We start from the raw sequence: 18,127 nt of genomic DNA on the forward strand, positions 1-18,127 counted from the left end.
GAGGGATTTCAATGATTACTAAAGAAAGAATAAAATTACTAGAAGAGTTAATGGGAGTGCTCGGATATCAATTTAAGGATTTAGAATTATTGAATTTGGCATTTGTTCATAGATCTTATTTAAATGAATATAAGGACGTTAAAATCTCAAATGAGAGGCTTGAATTTTTAGGAGACGTAGTTTTGGGATTTGTTGTTAGTGTAGAATTATACAGTCAATTTCCTGATTCGGATGAGGGGTATTTAACAAAAATAAGAAGTAAAATTGTATGTGAAGAATCTTTTTCATATGCCGCTAGGATTTTCAATTTAGGAAAATATCTTCTGCTAGGTAAAGGTGAAGATAGTTTTGGTGGAAGAGATAGAAATAGTATATTAGCAGATACATTTGAAGCACTTTTTGGTGCATTATATCTTGACGGAGGTATGGAAATTGTAACTGAAATTGCAAATAAATTTTTCTTTGACACTGTAGTTTATAGAATCAACAAAAATATTTTTATAAAAGATTATAAAAGTTATTTACAAGAATATTTTCACAAAGGGTCTTCAACTAAAATATTATATACATTAATCGCTGAAAGAGGACCAGATCATGATAAAGAATTTGATATGTGTGTAAGTATTGATGATATTATATCCGGATATGGAACTGGAAAAAATAAAAAGCAGGCAGAACAACAGGCTGCTAGAGATGCTTTATTAAAAGCAGGAGCCATAAGTGAATAAATGTAACATTATACCAATTTTTGTTCCACATATGGGATGTCCTCATGACTGTATTTTTTGTAATCAAAGAAAAATAACGGATTTTGTTGATGTTCTTGATGAAAAAGAAATGAGAAAAAATATAGAAAAATATATCCAATATTTTAAAAATAAGTCAATTCCAATAGAAATTGCTTTTTATGGAGGAAGTTTTACTGGAATACATAAAAACTTGATGATTCGATATTTAGAAATAGCTAAATATTATATAGATAGAGGAATAATTAATTCAATCAGAATATCTACTAGACCTGATTATATAAATAAAGAAATTCTAGAAGTTTTAAAACAATACAATGTTAACACGATTGAATTAGGTGTTCAATCTATGACTAAGTGTACTTTAGATTTAAATAATAGAGGTCATAATGTAGACTGTGTATATGAATCATCTTCATTAATAAAGAAATATGATATTAAATTAGGTTTACAAATGATGGTAGGTCTTTATGGAGATACATTTGAAACAGTGCTTAATACCGCATTTAAGTTGTGTAAAATTAAACCTAATTTTGTAAGAATTTATCCTACACTTACCATTAAAGATACAGAATTGGAAAGACTTTATTATTTAAAAAAATATAAACCAATGAGTCTTGAAGATTCTATTTATTTGTGTAAATATGTTTATATTGTATTTGAATATTATAAAATACCAATTATAAGACTTGGATTACAAAGTAGTGATAATATTTCAGAAGATGGTGATATAGTTGCGGGACCATACCATCCAGCGTTTCGTGAATTAGTTGAATCATCAATTTATAAAGATATAATAGAAAAATTTATTTGTTTATATAACATAAAAAATACATGTAAAATTGAGTGTTATAATAGTGAAATTTCTAAAATTACTGGAAATAAAAAATCAAATGTAAAATATTTTAAAGAAAAGTATAATATTAATATAGATATAAAAACACATAATTTAGATAAGAAGATTTTAAAAATGAATGATAACATAGTAAATATTAATGATTATATAGATTATTTTTTTAATAATATTATTTTAAGGAGAATTAATGAGACTTAAAAGTATTGAAATAAATGGTTTTAAATCATTTGCTGATAAGATTAAACTTGATTTTGAGACAAATATTACTGCTATTATTGGACCAAATGGAAGCGGAAAAAGTAATGTTGCTGATGCTGTTAGATGGGTTTTAGGTGAACAAAGCGCTAAGACTTTAAGGGGAAGTAAAATGGAAGATGTTATTTTTTCCGGAACAGATCATAAAATCAAAAAAAATTACTCCACTGTTAGTATAACTTTTGATAACTCTGATAATATTATTCCAATAGATTTTAAAGAGGTAACAATAGCTAGAAAATTATATAGATCTGGAGAAAGTGATTATTTTATAAACAAATCTAATGTTAGATTAAAAGAAGTTCGAGAATTATTCTTAGATACTGGAATTGGTAGAGAAGGCTATTCTATTATAGGTCAAGGGCGTATAGAAGAAATTATCAATGGGAAATCAGAAGATAGACGTGAAATTTTTGAAGAAGCTTCTGGTATATCTAAGATTAAATATCAGAAAAATGAGTCTCAAAAAAAATTATTCAAAGCTAAGGATAATTTAACAAGACTTAGAGATATAATAATTCAAAATGAAAATAGATACACTTTTTTAAAGGGGCAATCAATAAAAGCAAAAACTGGTATATCTTTATTACAAAATATTGAAAAGGCTGAATTTTCTATATCATATAAAGAATATAATTATTTAAATAGTAATTTTAATAAATTCACAGAAACTTTAAAAATTAGTAAAGAGGAATTTTCTGATATTAGTAAAGAATTAGATGATGTAAAAATAAAAATAGCTCCTCTTAAAGAAGAACTTAATAATATAACTAGTTTAGTAGAAAAAGATATAAAAGAGTTAAATAAAATTACTAGTCTAAAGAATGATATTGTAAATAAAAAAAATGTTTTAAACGAAAGAAATAAGTTTATAAAGTTAAATAATGAACAATCTTTAGACATAAAAGAAGAGTATAAATCTAATTTAGAAAAAATTAATTCAGAAATTGCTGAAATAGATACTCAAATTTATGAAAAATCAAAAAAATTAAATATTCTTTCTAAAGATAAGAATAATTTAAAAGATATGTTATCTAATAAAATAGAAGAACTAGAGTTTAAGACAAATATTTTTGAAAATTTACTCATAGAAAAAGAAAATATTGAAAATAGTATAAACGACTTGGAAACTGAAAAAAAAGCCAGTGAGTTAATATCTTATTCAATAAAAAAGAAAATAGAAGAAAATATTGAGGAAACAAAAAAATTAAATATTGAAAAGCTAGAACTTGAAAACTTAGTATATAAAAATAAGGTACTTTTAGATTCATATTTGAAAGAACAAGATAATAAAAATTTAAAGATAAACAAATATACTATAAGTATAAATGAATTAGAAGAAGAAATTAAGAAACTTAAAAGTAAAAATTCTATTATTAGCAATGAAATTACATTAAAAAATAAAGAAATTTTAATGTTAAAACATTACATCAGAAATTATGATGGGTATAGTAAATCAATACAAGATTTATTTAAACTTTGTGAAAAAGAGAAAGACATAAAAAAAATGATATGTGGAACCCTTGGTGACTTAATATCTGTAGAAGATAAATATAAAAAGGCAATAGACACTGTTCTTTCTTCAAATTTACAAGGAGTTGTGGTTCATAATGATTTAGAAGCTAAAAAAATTATTGAAAAAATAAAAGAAAATAAAATAGGAAGAATTAATCTTTTTCCAATCTCAAAAATTTTATTTAAAAAAGAGCTTAATAATCTTAAAGATAATGATATACTATCATTTGCAAATACTGTAATTACTAGTAATGACGATATTAGAAATATAATTAATTATTTTTTAGCAAATACTATAATATGTGAAAATTTAGATATTGCCATTAAGTTGTCAACAAAATATAAGAATAAATATAGAATTGTAACGTTAGATGGTGATGTTATTAATAGTTGGGGTTCTATTTCTGGTGGATATAAATCAAATAAAAATTCTTTTTCATTAATAGGGAGAAAACAACAATTAGATGATGCTCAATATGAAATAAATAGTTTAGAAATTTCATTAAAAGAAAATACTAAAATAATAGATACTTTGGTTAATAACTTAGAAAAAACTAGAGAAAAATTATTATTAATAAATTCCGATAAAGAAAGTAATAATTTGAAAATAGATGATGTTCAAAAAGTAATATATAAAAACGAAATTTATATTTCAAATATTTTAAAAAGAATTGAAGAGATCAATGGTTATAATGAAAATCATCAAGTTTTTAACTCTGAAAAAGAAAATAAATTACAATTATTGACTAATAATTCTATAATTATAAATGATAATATAAATTTAGTAAATTTAGAAATTAGTGATATAAAAAATAAAATTTCTGAGTTAGAAAAGAATGAAATTTTTATTTTAAATAATCTTGATACTGTGGAAAGAGATTTAAATATATTAAATAATTCAAAAAGTATTTTATTAGAAAATAAAGTTTCAATAGAGAGAAAATTAAATTTAAAAGAAAATGAATTAGAATCTTCTAAAAGCCAATTAATTACTAATTTATCTGAAATTGAACTAATAGAAAGTTTGATAATTGAATTTGATAGTAAAATAAATGAACTAACAAATTCTATTAATTATAATACTAATTTAAAGAAAAAATTAGTACTTAAAAACGAGGATATTTCAAATAAATACACAGAGTTAAATGAGAAATATATAATTTTAGAAAAAGATATAGAGAAATATGAACTAAGACTTTCAAATTTAAAAGATCAATTTACCAATTTAATAAATAGGCTCTGTGAGGAGTACTCATTAAATTATGAAAGTTGCGAAAAAAAAATGGAGTTATATAAAAATGAAAGCTTCTCTAAGGATGAACTAAAACAATTAAAGGAAGATTTAAGAGAATTAGGATCTTTCAGTTATGATTCTATTGAGGAATTTGAAAAAGTTAAAAATGAATTAGAATTTCAAAAAAATCAAGAAATAGATTTACAAAATTCTATTGAAGATATAAATAAAATTATCTTAAAACTTGAAAATACAATGAAGAAAACTTTTATTACTGAATTTAAGAATATTAATGAGAATTTCTCAAGTATTTTTAAAATTTTATTTAATGGTGGAGAAGCAAGACTTGAACTTGATAGTGATGATATATTAAATTGCGGAATAGATATAGTTGCAAAACCTGTTGGCAAAAAAATGCAGACTTTATCATTAATGTCTGGTGGAGAGAAAGCATTAACTGCCGTAGCATTACTTTTTGCAATATTTGAAACACGACCATCTCCATTTTGTATTCTTGATGAGGTTGATGCAGCCTTGGATGATTCTAATATTCTTAGATATGTAGAATATTTAAAAAATTATCTTACACAAACTCAATTTATTATGATAACTCATAGAAAGCCAACAATGGAAATGGCTGATATGATTTATGGTGTAACTATGGAACAAAAAGGAGTTAGTAAAATAGTTTCTATGACTTTTAATAAGGAGAAAAAATAATATGTTTAATTTTTTTGGAAAGAAAAATGAAGAAACACAAACTGAAGAAACAATAGAAAAAAAACAGAGCTTTTTTGAAAGATTAAAGTCTGGATTAGCAAATACTAGAAATAATTTATCAAGTAAGATTGATAATTTACTTTCTATGTCTTCAAAAATTGATGAGGAGTTATTTGAGGAATTAGAATATATTTTAGTTTCAGCTGATATAGGAGCCACAGTTACAATGGAACTAATTGATGATTTAAAAGATATTGTAAAAAAAGAAAAAATTAAAGAACCTTCATTAATAAAAGACAAATTAATAGAGCTAATGAATTTTAAATTGAAAGAAAAAGAATTAAATCATAATTTTAATATTACTGATGGTATCCCAACTATTATACTAGTTGTTGGAGTAAATGGAGTTGGAAAAACAACTTCTATCGGTAAATTAGCAAATAAATTTAAGTCACAAGGTAAAAATGTAATGTTAGTTGCTGCTGATACATTTAGAGCCGCTGCAACAGAACAACTTATGGAATGGGCTAATAGATCTAATGTTCCAATTATTACAAATGAAGAAGGTGCAGATCCCGCATCTGTAGTTTATGATGGAATTCAAAGCGCTAAGAGTAAAAATATTGACGTTTTAATATGTGATACTGCTGGTAGACTTCATAACAAAAAGAATTTAATGAATGAATTAAATAAAATTACTAGAATAATTGATAGAGAATTTCCTGAAGCAAATAAAGAAATAACCTTAGTTTTAGATGCTACTACAGGTCAAAATGCAATTGTACAAGCAAAAGAATTTAGAGATACTGCAAATATAGATAGTGTAATTTTAACAAAGTTGGATGGTACTGCAAAGGGTGGAGTAGTATTTACAATACAATTGGAAATGGGAATACCTGTTAAACAAATTGGTATAGGAGAAAGAATAGATGACTTACAAGATTATAATGATCAAGATTTTGTAAATGCGATTTTTAGATAATTTAAAAATTAACGTTTCTTTAAACGTTAATTTTTTTTGAAAAAATAAAAAAAACTATTGACAAATCTTTATTTAATGGTATAATATTATGGTCAAGAAAAAAACTTGACCCATTTAAGAGGTGATTATGGAAAAAATAGTTGAAATTGCCGTTCTATTTGATTATTATGGTAAACTACTTAGCGACAAACAGTATAATGTTGTCGATCAGCACTGTAATGAAGATTTATCACTTAGAGAAATTGCTGAAATAAATGGAATTTCTAAACAAGGTATATCAGATATTTTAAGTAGAGCAGAAAAAAAATTGAGATTCTATGAAGAAGAATTAAAATTGATTTCTAAATTTGAAAAAATTAATAAAAATTTAAAAGAAATTAATCAATTAATTGAAAATTCAAATAAAGATAATTCTACTTTAATTAATATTCTAGATATTATTCAAAATAAAAATAAAGAAATAATTGAAAATGACTTATAGGAAGTGGTAGGAATGATATTTGAGAATTTATCTGAAAAGCTTCAAGGAGCATTAAGTAAACTAAGAGGTAAGGGTAAACTTTCTGAAAAAGATGTTGATCTTGCTATGAGAGAGGTTAAACTTGCACTTTTAGAATCTGATGTAAATTTCAAAGTAGTTAAACAATTTATAAGTAATGTAAAAGAACGTTCAATTGGTAAAGAAGTTATGGAGAGTTTAACTCCAGCGCAACAAGTTATAAAAATTGTTAATGAAGAACTTACGGCACTTATGGGAAAAAAGGAAGAGAAGATTCAAATAGATTCTAATCCTCCAACTGTTATTATGCTTTGTGGTTTACAGGGGGCCGGAAAAACGACTCATGCAGGAAAACTTGCAAGACATTTTTTAAAACAAAATAAAAAGCCTCTTCTTGTTGCATGTGATGTATACAGACCTGCAGCAATAAAACAATTACAAGTTGTAGGAAAATCAGTAGATGTTCCTGTTTTTACAATAGAAGATTGTAAAGATGTTACAAAAATAGCAAATGAATCAATAAAATTTGCAAATTCAAATTCTAAAGATATAGTTATATTAGATACTGCTGGTAGATTACACATTGATGATGTATTAATGGATGAATTAAAATCCATTAAATCATCTGTTAAACCAATTGAAATTCTATTAGTAGTAGATTCTATGACAGGTCAGGATGCTGTTAATGTAGCAGAAAGTTTTAATAATGAACTAGACATTACTGGCGTTATAATGACAAAATTAGATGGTGATGCGAGAGGTGGAGCTGCATTATCCATTAAAGCAATAACCGGTAAGCCAATTAAATTTATAGGTGTAGGTGAAAAGCTTGATGATTTAGAGCAATTTTATCCAGATAGAATGGCATCAAGAATTTTAGGAATGGGAGATATTTTATCTGTCATTGATAAAGTTCAAAAACAATTTGATTTAAAACAAACTAAAGAACTTGAAGAAAAAATAAGAAAACAAAGTTTTACTTTAGATGATTTTTTGAATCAGATGCAACAAGTTAGAAATATGGGTCCATTACAAGACTTGTTATCTATGATGCCAGGTGTTAATTCAAAAATGCTAAAAGATATTAATATCGACGAGAAAGAACTTGATAAAATAGAAGCTATGATTTTATCAATGACTAAAAAAGAAAGAGAAAATCCAGATATAATTGATAACTCTAGAAAACAAAGAATTATAAAAGGTTCTGGAACGAGTATTACAAATCTTAATAAGTTGTTAAAACAATTTAAAGATAGTAAAAAAATGATGAAAAAAATGCAAGAAATGACTAAAGGAGCTAAGAAAAAAGGAAAATTCGGTTTACCTTTTTTTAAATAAATTTTAAGGAGGACAATATGGCAGTTAAAATCAGATTAAAAAGAATGGGTTCAAAGAAAAAACCATTTTATAGAATAGTTGTTGCTGATTCAAGAGCACCTAGAGATGGTAAATTTATCGAGGAAATTGGATACTATAATCCATTAACAGAATCTAAAGAAATTAAAGTTGACGCTGAAAAAGTTAATACTTGGATTAAGAATGGTGCTAAACCTACTGATACTGTAAATAGATTATTTAAAAATAATAATATATATTCTGAAAATAAATAAGGAAAGTATATATGAAAGAATTAGTTGAATTTATGGTAAAGTCTTTAGTAGATAATCCAGATAATTTAGTTATAACAACTGAAGAATATGGAGATTTAGTAAAGATTTTTATTAAGGCAGATGAAAATGATATTGGAAAGATTATAGGCAAACAAGGAAAAATTGCTAAAGCTATAAGAACCATTGTTAGATCTTCTGCAATGAAGTTAGGTAAAAAGGTAATAGTAGAAATTAATTAGTATTATGGAATTTATTGAAGTTGCAAAAATCATAAATGTTCATGGAATAAAAGGAACTGTAAAAATTTATTCATTAACATCTGATATTAATAGATTTAATGCTAACTGTAAGTTTTATATAGATAAAAATATTGAAGTTACTATTAAGTCAGTTCGGAAATTAACTTCTGAATTAGCTTTGTTAACATTTAACGAATATGATAATATAAACCAAGTACTAGAATTTAAAAATAAAGGACTTTTTATTGAGGAATCCGATTTGTTAGAGCTTCCAGATGATGAGTTTTATATTTATAAATTAATTGGAATAAATGTTTTTGATCAAAATGGAAAGTTTATAGGTCAAATTAAAGATGTATTAACAACTTTAGCAAATGATGTTTATGATATTGAGTACAAAGGTAAAAGCATATATATTCCAGCAGTTAAAGAGTTTGTAAAAGAAGTTGATTTAGATAAATCTATAATGAAGGTAAATATAATAGATGGTATATTAAATGACTAAAATTACAATTTTAACATTATTCCCAGATTTTATTAATTCAATAAAAAATTATGGAGTTTTAGGAAAAGCTATAGAAAAAGGTATTTTTGAACTAGAAGTTTTAAATATTAGAGATTTTTCTAAAGACAAACATAATAAAGTTGATGATGAAATCTATGGTGGTGGAGCTGGTATGTTGATGGCTGTTCAACCTGTTTTTGATGCTATAAATTTTAGTAAAACTGATACTTCAAAAGTTATATTTCTTTCTCCACAAGGAGAAGTTTTAACTCAAAAAAAATGTAAAGAATTATCCAATATTGAACACTTAATACTTTTATGTGGACATTATGAAGGTATTGATTCAAGAGTTATAAATAATTATGTTGATGAAGAAATTTCTGTCGGCGATTATGTTGTTACAGGAGGAGAAATTCCTGCATTACTACTAATGGATGCCGTTTGTAGAATGATAGATGGTGTATTAGGAAATTCAGAGAGTGCAATAACAGATTCACATTATAATAATTTATTACAGTATGATGTTTTTACAAGGCCTAGAAATTTTAACGGTTTAGAAGTTCCAGATGTTTTACTTAGTGGTAATCATAAAGAAATTGAAAAGTGGAGAATAGAGTCTTCAATTAAGAATACAAAAGAAAAAAGACCTGACTTATATGAAAAGTATATTTTAAAAAATAAATAGGATGTTCCTCTGGTTTATAGAAATAAATTAAGAACATTGATACTAGGAGGAATTGTTGTGGATATAATAAAACAAATTGAAAATGAACAATTAAGACAAGAAAAATTTGATTTTAATGTTGGAGATACTGTTGTTATCGGATATAAAATCAAAGAAGGAAATAGAGAAAGAGTTCAAGCTTTTGAAGGAACTGTAATTAAAATTCAAGGAAAAGGATCAAGAGCTACTTTTACAGTAAGAAGAGTATTACAAGGAGTTGGAGTTGAAAGAACATTCCCAATTCACTCTCCAAGAATTGAAAGCTTAAAAGTAATTAGACGTGGTAAAGTTAGACGTGCTAAATTATTCTACTTAAGAGATAGAGTTGGTAAAGCTTCAAAAGTAAAAGAATTAAAGAAATATTAAAAAATTTAGTACCTCGTTTTTCGAGGTACTAATTTTATAGAAAAGAGGAAAATATGGATTTATTCAAAGTAAATTACAATTTATTTTCTAAGTTGTCAAAACCATTAGCTGAGAGAATGAGACCTAAAGACTTAAATTTTTTTGTAGGTCAAGATAATATAATTAAAAATAATTCTGTTCTAAAAAACATGATAAAAAATAATAAATACTCATCTATGATATTATATGGACCACCAGGTTCTGGTAAAACTTCTCTTGCCAATATAATATCAAGTAATAGTGATAATTTTTTTGTTAAAAATTCTGCTGTAACATCAGGTACAAAAGAAATTAAAGAAATTGTAGAACTTGCAAAAGATAACTTATCAATGTATAATAAAAGAACTATATTATTTATAGATGAAATTCATAGATTTAATAAACTACAACAGGATTTTTTACTTGAATATGTTGAAAATGGCGATATAATATTTATTGGTGCTACAACTGAAAATCCTGCATACGAAGTAAATAGTGCTTTGTTATCAAGAATAGTTGTTTTTGAACTTCAATCTTTAAGTTTTGAAAATTTAAAAAATATAATTGATAATGCTATTTTAAATGATGAAATAATTAAAACTAAAAAAATAAGTTATACTGAAGATGGTATACAATACTTGATAAAATTATCAAATGGAGACGCAAGATCAGCTTTAAATTATCTAGAACTAATAGTAGATAATATAGAATCAGATGAAAAAATTATTTCAGAAAATCTAATAAAAACAATTTTTGATAAAGTAAAAATATACTATGATAAAAATTCAGATAAACATTATAACTTTATTTCTGCTTTTATAAAGTCTATGAGAATTGGAGATCCAGATGCTGTAATATATTATTTAGCATCAATGTTAATATCTGGTGAAGATATTAACTTTATAGCAAGACGAATGATTATTTTTGCGTCTGAGGATATTGGAAATGCAAATCCAAATGCATTAGTTTTAGCAAATTCATGTGCTGAGTCTGTTAGAAAAATAGGTATGCCTGAAGCTAGAATTATTTTATCACAATGTGCTATCTATTTAGCTTGTAGTGATAAAAGTAATACTTCATATTTAGCTATAAATAGAGCAATGAAATTTGTTAAAGAAAACGGATTGGAAGAAGTCCCTGATTTTTTAAAAAGCTCAATAACTATTTCAAAACTGAAAGAGGAATACAAATACCCTCACGATTTTGAAGATATGATTACAGGTCAAGAGTACTTGCCAGAAAAAATTAAGAATTTAAAATTTTATAATCCTAAAAATATTGGATATGAAAAGAATTTTTATGATAAATTGGAGGATAAATAATATGTTTCTATTAAAAGATATTTTTATAAACGAAGAAAATTTTATTGATACAGAAGTAGAAGTTGCAGGTTGGATAAAAAATAGTCGTTTTAACAATAATATAGGTTTTATTGAACTAAATGATGGTACTACATTTAAAAGTATACAAATTGTAGTAGAGTCAAAATTAGATAATTTTCAAGCTGTTTCAAAGTTATTATTACCATCTGCTATAATTGTTAAAGGTAAAGTAGTTAAAAGTTTAGGTGGTAAGCAAAATATTGAAATTAATGCCTCAGAAATTATTATTGAAGGGGAGTCTACAGATAAATATCCACTTCAAAAGAAAAGGCATACATTTGAATTTTTAAGAACAATTCAACATTTAAGACCTAGAACAAATACATTTAATGCAGTTTATAGAGTAAGATCAATTTTAAGTTATGCTATTCATAAATTCTTCTTTGAAAAAGGTTTTGTATATACTCACACACCAATTATTACTTCAAGTGATGCTGAAGGAGCTGGAGAAATGTTTAGGGTAACAAGTTTAGATATTAATAATTTACCTAGAACTAAAAGTGGAGAAGTAGATTTTACACAAGATTTTTTCTCAAAATCAACTAATTTAACTGTAAGTGGACAATTAGAGGGTGAAGCTTTTGCTATGGCATTTAGAAATATATATACTTTTGGTCCAACATTTAGAGCAGAAAATTCTAATACAACAAGACATGCAGCCGAGTTTTGGATGATTGAACCAGAAATAGCATTTGCAGATTTAACAGATGTAATTAATTTATCGGAAGAAATGGTAAAATATATAATAAAATTTGTTTTAGAAAATGCTGCTGATGAAATGAAATTCTTTAATGATTTTATAGATAATGAATTGATTGAAAGATTAAATTCAGTCGTAAACTCAAAATTTAAAGTTATGACTTATACTGAAGCGATTAACATATTACAATCTTCAAAAGAAAATTTCAAATATCCTGTTGAATGGGGAGTAGATTTGAAAACAGAACATGAAAGATATATTTGTGAAAAAGTTGTAAAAGGGCCTGTTTTTTTAACTGATTATCCTAAAGAAATTAAAGCTTTTTATATGAGACTTAATGATGATAATAAGACTGTTGCAGCAACAGACATGTTAGTTCCAGGTATAGGCGAACTAATTGGTGGAAGCCAAAGAGAAGAAAGATTGGAAGTATTAGAACAAAAAATGATAGATTCAAATATGAGTATTGAAGATTATTCTTGGTATTTAGATTTAAGAAGATTCGGCGGTACTAAGCATGGTGGTTATGGATTAGGATTTGAAAGAATGCTTATGTATTTAACAGGAATGCAAAATATTAGAGATGTATTACCTTTCCCAAGAACTGTTGGGTTATGTGAGTTTTAAATTACCAAATTATTTAATGAGATGTATTTTACATCTCATTTTTTATATATTAAATTATTTTAATATATTTAGTTTATTCCTATAATATTAGATTTTTTTGTAATAATATGATATAATTAAACTGTATCTTTATTTCGTAAATGCAATAATTGAGGTGTATTATTATGAAGAATAAAAAAGACATAATTTTGATTGTTAGTTTGTTTTTGGGATTATCAGTACTTGGATTTGGTTATAAATTTTTTGCTTCAAAAAATTATAATAAAGAAGATATACAATCAACTAAATTTGAGAATAAAACTAAAAATGATGATGAGCCTAGTGATAAAAGTAATACGAGTTCAGAAATTTTTATACATATTGATGGAGAAGTGAATAATCCAGGATTATATAAAATGTTTAACGGGGATAGAATTGATGATGCAATTCGTGCAGCTGGTGGATTAACTGTCGATGCAGATAAATCAAAAATTAATTTAGCTATTAAATTAACAGATGAAATGAAAATACATATCTATAAAAAAGGTGAATCACATTCTGAATCTATTAATAGTTTAAATAATTCTAATTCTAATAATAAGTTAGTAAATATTAATACAGCAAGTAAAGAAGAACTTTGCAAATTACCAGGAATAGGCGAAAATAAGGCAAAACTTATAATTGAATATAGGGAAAAACATAAATTTACAAAAATTGAAGATATTACAAAAGTTTCTGGAATAGGAAAAAAAACTTTTGAAAAAATAAAAAATGACATTACAGTAGAATAGGAGATTATATGAAAAATATTGATTTAAAAGATATAAAATTAACATCATATGCAAAAACGTCTGGATGAGCTGCTAAAGTAGGTCCAGATATTCTGGACGAGGTTTTATCTGGTTTAGATAATAGAACTTCTAGAAGTGAAGATTTACTAGTTGGAATTGAAACTTCTGATGATGCTGCAGTATATAGAATCAATGATGAACTAGCTTTAATTGAAACGTTAGACTTTTTTACTCCAATAGTAGATGATCCTTTTACCTTTGGAAAAATAGCTGCTACTAATTCTCTATCAGATGTTTATGCTATGGGAGGAGAACCAACTATGGCTATGAATATAGTATGTTTTCCAAATTGTTTACCGCCAAAAGTATTAACTGAAATACTTAGAGGTGGACTAGAAAAAATGAAAGAAGCAGAATGTTTACTTATAGGTGGACATACTGTGCAAGATGATGAACCAAAATATGGATTAAGTGTTTCCGGTTTTGTTCATCCTAAAAAGGTTTGGAAAAATTCATCTGCTAGAGTAGGTGATGTTCTAATTATAACTAAACCTATTGGACTTGGTGTTATAAATACAGCTATAAAGGGTGGAATAGCAACAAGCGAAGAAATAGCAGATGCAACTCATACAATGGAAACACTAAATAAATATGCAAAAAGAGCAGTAGAAAATAATACAATAAATTCATGTACAGATATAACAGGATTTGGTTTAATGGGACACTGTTACGAAATGGCAAAGGGATCAAATACTACATTTGAACTAGATAGTTCTAATATGCCTATTTTAAATGGCGCCTTAGATTATGCAAATATGGGATTAATTCCTAAAGGATGCTATGATAATAAAAAATTTGTTGGAAATAACTATATTTTAGAAAATGAAATCGATGAATCTTTACTAAATGTAATGTTTAATCCAGAAACTTCAGGTGGATTACTTATAACTGTTCCTGAAAATGAAGTAGAAGATATATTAGAAAAATTGAAGGAAATACCTACTAGATTTGCTGTAATAGGAAGAGTAGTAGAAAAATCTGAAAAATATTTGACTATTAAATAATGGAGATATTTATGAATTTGTACAAAATGATACCTAAAGTTGATCAACTTTTAGAAAATGATGTAATTAATAAACTATTAAAAAGTAATTCTAAAAATTTAGTTATGGAGTCGATCCATGAAGAGCTAGATAATATTAGAAATAAAATTTCAAGTGGTTATGACGAAAATTCAATAACTAATTATATTAAAAATTTAGTAAGTAGTATTGAGAAAAATGTATATAATAAAAATATATTAAATTTAAGAAAAGTAATTAATGCTTCTGGTGTAGTTATTCATACGAATCTAGGAAGATCTGTATTAAATGAGGAAATATTCGAAAATATTAAGAATGTATCAATCGGATACTCCAATCTTGAATATGATTTAGAAAAAGGTGAAAGAGGCTCTAGATATTCTCATTTAACAAATATTATTAAGAAAATTACTGGAGCAGAAGACTGCATTGTTGTAAATAATAATGCTGCGGCTGTAATGTTAATTTTATCTACAATGGCAAAAGGAAAGAATGTAATTACTAGTAGAAGTGAATTAGTTGAAATAGGTGGATCATTTAGAATACCTGATGTATGTAGAGAAAGTGGAGCTGAACTTAAAGAGATTGGAACTACAAATAAAACACATCTTAGTGATTATGAAAATGCAATAGATGAAAATACATCAGCATTCTTTAAAGTTCATCAAAGCAATTTTAAAATCTTAGGCTTTACTGAATCGGTATCTTCTTTTGAGTTAAATGAATTGAAAGAAAAATATAATATTCCAATAATAGAAGATTTAGGTTCAGGAGTTTTAATAGATTTATCTAAATATGGGTTATGTCATGAACCTACAGTTCAAGAATGCATCAAAAATGGGGTAGATATTGTAAGTTTTAGTGGTGATAAACTTCTAGGTGGAGTACAGGCTGGTATTATTGTTGGAAAAAAAGAATATATTCAAAAAATGAAAAAGAACCAGTTAACAAGAGCATTAAGAGTAGATAAATTTACTCTTTCTGCACTAGAATCTGTGTTTTCTTACTATATTGATGAAGAAGTTGCGGTATCAAAGATACCCACTTTAAATATGCTAACTATAAGTATAGAAAAACTTAATGAAAAAGCAGAAAAACTAATTGAATATATTAGTAAAAGTTCAGAATTTGAATTTGAAATTATTAATATTAATTCAGAAGTTGGTGCAGGTTCACTACCAACTCAAAAATTACCTTCAAAAGCAATAAAAATAATATCTAAATCTTATACAGAAAATGAATTGGAACAAAAACTAAGAGGTTATAGAATTCCAATTATTGCTAGAATTTATAAAGGTAACTTAATTTTAGATGTTAGAACAATTTTTGAGAATGAATTTTATATAATTAAAGAAGCAATTGAATCTTTAATAGGAGAATAGTATGGATAATAAAAAAAATATTATCGTTGGAACTGCCGGTCATATTGATCATGGAAAAACAACATTAATTAAAGCAATAACTGGCAGAAATACTGATAGACTAAAAGAAGAACAAAGTAGGGGAATATCAATCGAGCTAGGTTTTACTCATTTTGACTTAAATGATGATTTGAGGGTTGGTATTATTGATGTTCCTGGACATGAAAAATTTATAAAAAATATGCTTTCTGGTGTTTGTGGTATGGATATTATCATATTAGTAGTAGCTGCTGATGAAGGAATCATGGCACAAACAAAAGAACATTTAGATATTTTAAATTTAATCGGAATAAAAAATGGTATAATCGCGTTAACAAAGTGTGATTTAGTAGATAAAGATTGGATTGAACTTGTTAAATTGGATATTTCTGACGAAGTTAAAGGAACTTTCTTAGAAGATGCAAGAATAATTGAAATATCCTCAATTGAAAAAACAGGTATTGATATTTTAAAAAACGAAATAATTAGAATTGTTGATACTTTACCCGAAAAAGATTTAAATTCAAATCCAAGACTATATGTAGATAGATCTTTTTCAATTACTGGATTTGGTACTGTAGTTACAGGAACCTTAATTTCAGGAACTTTAAAAATAGATGATGAACTTTTAATTTATCCTGAAAACAAATTAACAAAAGTTAGAAATTTACAAGTTCATGATAGTAATGTTAATGCAGCTTTTGCAGGACAACGTGTTGCTATAAATTTAGCAAATGTAAAAAAAGAAGACGTCCCAAAAGGCTCTGTATTGGTTCCAAATAATACTTTTACTGAAAGTAGTATTATAGATATTAAATTGAAAACTGTAAATTTGCCTTTTGCAATAACTAATAGAACTAGATTTCATCTATATATAGGATCAAATGAGGTTTTATGTAGAGCAATTTTATTAGAAGACGAGGAATTAGAATCTAATAAAGAATATATAATTCAATTAAGATTAGAAGAGCCAATAATCAGTAAAAGAAATGATAAGTTCATCCTTAGACTTTTTTCTCCTCTATATACTATAGGTGGAGGGTATATTATTGACTCTAACGCTACTAAGAAAAAAAGATATAATTCTAATGATATTGATAAAATTAAACAACTTGATAATTGTACCTTTAAGGAGTATATTTATAATTATATAGATAGATTTAGTAATAATTTTTACTCCGAAAAAAATTATTATAGTTTATTTTCTGATTCTTCTGAAAATATCACAAATCTTATTAATGATTTAATTTCAGAAAAAGAAATTATTTCTTTTGGAAATGGTCCGGATAGATTAATTATTTCTAAAAATTTTATGAATAATTTAATTAATAAAATTACTTTATTTATTGGAGAATTTCACAAGAAATTTCCAAAGAGAATAGGTGTATCTAAAGAAACTTTGAAATCTAAGTTTTTTGATACACTAAATGGTAAAATAAAAAATGAATTTATAAACTATTTAATATCTGATAAATTTAATGTATCCGATGAATATGTTTCTTTATTAGATTTTAAAATTTCACTTGATGACTTAGATTATAAAAGAATTGAATCTATAAAGAATACATTCAATTCTGATAAGTTTTCTATAATCAATTTTGAAGATTTTAAAATTGATATATCTATAGAACACTTTAAAGAACTAATTTTATATTTAATAAGTAATAAAGAGGTAATAAAATTAGACTCTGGTTATATGCTAAAAACAAACTATGATTTAGCTGTAAATAAGATAAAAGAATTTATTGTAAATAATGGATCGATTTCCGTTTCAGATGCTAGAGATTTACTTAATTCAAACAGAAAATCAACAATGGAATTACTTGAATTCTTAGATAAAGAAAAAATAACTTTAAGAAAAGATAACGAGAGAATATTAGTAAAATAGGAGTTGTTT

At 25.4% G+C, this 18,127-nt stretch carries 17 protein-coding genes; all 17 read left to right on the forward strand.

Translation table 11 applies throughout. The annotated features are described in order from the left end of the window. Positions 1 to 11: 11 nt before the first annotated feature. The 17 genes from rnc (at position 12) to selB (ending at position 18,118) form a co-directional block, all read left to right on the forward strand. Positions 12 to 728 (forward strand): ribonuclease III, encoded by a 717-nt coding sequence (rnc, locus tag LW893_RS02125; protein ID WP_233055575.1) that lies wholly within the window; start codon positions 12 to 14, stop codon positions 726 to 728. Then, positions 721 to 1,800, forward strand: coding sequence for an elongator complex protein 3 (locus LW893_RS02130; protein WP_233055576.1), 1,080 nt, complete (start codon positions 721 to 723; stop codon positions 1,798 to 1,800). Before rnc ends, LW893_RS02130 begins: the two co-directional genes overlap by 8 nt. After that, positions 1,790 to 5,326: a chromosome segregation protein SMC gene (gene smc, locus LW893_RS02135; RefSeq protein ID WP_233055577.1), complete on the forward strand. Its 3,537-nt coding sequence runs from the start codon at positions 1,790 to 1,792 to the stop codon at positions 5,324 to 5,326. Before LW893_RS02130 ends, smc begins: the two co-directional genes overlap by 11 nt. A gap of 1 nt (position 5,327) precedes the next feature. Next, positions 5,328 to 6,308, forward strand: coding sequence for a signal recognition particle-docking protein FtsY (gene ftsY / locus LW893_RS02140; RefSeq protein WP_233055578.1), 981 nt, complete (start codon positions 5,328 to 5,330; stop codon positions 6,306 to 6,308). A 127-nt stretch (positions 6,309 to 6,435) separates the two neighbouring features. Then, a complete protein-coding gene (gene ylxM / locus LW893_RS02145; RefSeq protein ID WP_233055579.1) occupies positions 6,436 to 6,789 on the forward strand; it encodes a YlxM family DNA-binding protein in 354 nt (117 codons plus the stop codon). Between the two features lie 12 nt (positions 6,790 to 6,801). Then, positions 6,802 to 8,145, forward strand: coding sequence for a signal recognition particle protein (ffh, locus tag LW893_RS02150; RefSeq protein WP_233055580.1), 1,344 nt, complete (start codon positions 6,802 to 6,804; stop codon positions 8,143 to 8,145). 17 nt (positions 8,146 to 8,162) lie between these two features. After that, the gene (gene rpsP, locus LW893_RS02155) at positions 8,163 to 8,417 is read left to right on the forward strand and encodes a 30S ribosomal protein S16 (RefSeq protein ID WP_041953914.1); all 255 of its coding nucleotides are present in this window, start codon (positions 8,163 to 8,165) and stop codon (positions 8,415 to 8,417) included. Positions 8,418 to 8,428: 11 nt separating this feature from the next. After that, a complete protein-coding gene (locus LW893_RS02160) occupies positions 8,429 to 8,656 on the forward strand; it encodes a KH domain-containing protein (protein ID WP_233055581.1) in 228 nt (75 codons plus the stop codon). Between the two features lie 4 nt (positions 8,657 to 8,660). After that, positions 8,661 to 9,161 carry a ribosome maturation factor RimM gene (gene rimM, locus LW893_RS02165; RefSeq protein WP_233055582.1) on the forward strand — a complete coding sequence of 167 codons (501 nt, stop codon included), beginning with the start codon at positions 8,661 to 8,663 and terminating at the stop codon, positions 9,159 to 9,161. Further along, entirely contained in the window at positions 9,154 to 9,846 is a 693-nt protein-coding gene (gene trmD, locus LW893_RS02170) for a tRNA (guanosine(37)-N1)-methyltransferase TrmD (RefSeq protein ID WP_233055583.1), read from the forward strand. Before rimM ends, trmD begins: the two co-directional genes overlap by 8 nt. 57 nt (positions 9,847 to 9,903) lie before the next feature. After that, the gene (gene rplS / locus LW893_RS02175; protein WP_233055584.1) at positions 9,904 to 10,251 is read left to right on the forward strand and encodes a 50S ribosomal protein L19; all 348 of its coding nucleotides are present in this window, start codon (positions 9,904 to 9,906) and stop codon (positions 10,249 to 10,251) included. Between the two features lie 53 nt (positions 10,252 to 10,304). Next, positions 10,305 to 11,591 (forward strand): replication-associated recombination protein A, encoded by a 1,287-nt coding sequence (locus tag LW893_RS02180; RefSeq protein WP_233055585.1) that lies wholly within the window; start codon positions 10,305 to 10,307, stop codon positions 11,589 to 11,591. A 1-nt stretch (position 11,592) separates the two neighbouring features. Then, the gene (asnS, locus tag LW893_RS02185; RefSeq protein ID WP_233055586.1) at positions 11,593 to 12,978 is read left to right on the forward strand and encodes an asparagine--tRNA ligase; all 1,386 of its coding nucleotides are present in this window, start codon (positions 11,593 to 11,595) and stop codon (positions 12,976 to 12,978) included. 164 nt (positions 12,979 to 13,142) lie between these two features. Beyond that, entirely contained in the window at positions 13,143 to 13,748 is a 606-nt protein-coding gene (locus tag LW893_RS02190; protein WP_233055587.1) for a helix-hairpin-helix domain-containing protein, read from the forward strand. Positions 13,749 to 13,756: 8 nt separating this feature from the next. Continuing rightward, on the forward strand, positions 13,757 to 14,812 hold the full coding sequence (selD, locus tag LW893_RS02195) for a selenide, water dikinase SelD (protein WP_269836884.1): 1,056 nt from the start codon (positions 13,757 to 13,759) through the stop codon (positions 14,810 to 14,812). A gap of 11 nt (positions 14,813 to 14,823) precedes the next feature. Then, positions 14,824 to 16,212, forward strand: coding sequence for an L-seryl-tRNA(Sec) selenium transferase (gene selA / locus LW893_RS02200; protein WP_233055588.1), 1,389 nt, complete (start codon positions 14,824 to 14,826; stop codon positions 16,210 to 16,212). A gap of 1 nt (position 16,213) precedes the next feature. Next, positions 16,214 to 18,118 (forward strand): selenocysteine-specific translation elongation factor, encoded by a 1,905-nt coding sequence (gene selB / locus LW893_RS02205; RefSeq protein ID WP_233055589.1) that lies wholly within the window; start codon positions 16,214 to 16,216, stop codon positions 18,116 to 18,118. Positions 18,119 to 18,127 lie beyond the last annotated feature (9 nt).

This window comes from Parvimonas micra, assembly GCF_021300775.1.
In the GTDB taxonomy this organism is placed as follows: domain Bacteria; phylum Bacillota; class Clostridia; order Tissierellales; family Peptoniphilaceae; genus Parvimonas.

Excerpts from the sequence above, each read along its gene's own strand:
- ylxM (WP_233055579.1), top strand. The coding sequence starts at position 6,436 with ATGGAAAAAATAGTTGAAATTGCCGTTCTATTTGATTATTATGGTAAA.
- LW893_RS02180 (WP_233055585.1), top strand. The coding sequence starts at position 10,305 with ATGGATTTATTCAAAGTAAATTACAATTTATTTTCTAAGTTGTCAAAA.
- rpsP (WP_041953914.1), top strand. The coding sequence starts at position 8,163 with ATGGCAGTTAAAATCAGATTAAAAAGAATGGGTTCAAAGAAAAAACCA.
- LW893_RS02160 (WP_233055581.1), top strand. The coding sequence starts at position 8,429 with ATGAAAGAATTAGTTGAATTTATGGTAAAGTCTTTAGTAGATAATCCA.
- ffh (WP_233055580.1), top strand. The coding sequence starts at position 6,802 with ATGATATTTGAGAATTTATCTGAAAAGCTTCAAGGAGCATTAAGTAAA.
- LW893_RS02190 (WP_233055587.1), top strand. The coding sequence starts at position 13,143 with ATGAAGAATAAAAAAGACATAATTTTGATTGTTAGTTTGTTTTTGGGA.
- rimM (WP_233055582.1), top strand. The coding sequence starts at position 8,661 with ATGGAATTTATTGAAGTTGCAAAAATCATAAATGTTCATGGAATAAAA.
- trmD (WP_233055583.1), top strand. The coding sequence starts at position 9,154 with ATGACTAAAATTACAATTTTAACATTATTCCCAGATTTTATTAATTCA.
- rnc (WP_233055575.1), top strand. The coding sequence starts at position 12 with ATGATTACTAAAGAAAGAATAAAATTACTAGAAGAGTTAATGGGAGTG.
- asnS (WP_233055586.1), top strand. The coding sequence starts at position 11,593 with ATGTTTCTATTAAAAGATATTTTTATAAACGAAGAAAATTTTATTGAT.
- ftsY (WP_233055578.1), top strand. The coding sequence starts at position 5,328 with ATGTTTAATTTTTTTGGAAAGAAAAATGAAGAAACACAAACTGAAGAA.
- selB (WP_233055589.1), top strand. The coding sequence starts at position 16,214 with ATGGATAATAAAAAAAATATTATCGTTGGAACTGCCGGTCATATTGAT.
- selA (WP_233055588.1), top strand. The coding sequence starts at position 14,824 with ATGAATTTGTACAAAATGATACCTAAAGTTGATCAACTTTTAGAAAAT.
- smc (WP_233055577.1), top strand. The coding sequence starts at position 1,790 with ATGAGACTTAAAAGTATTGAAATAAATGGTTTTAAATCATTTGCTGAT.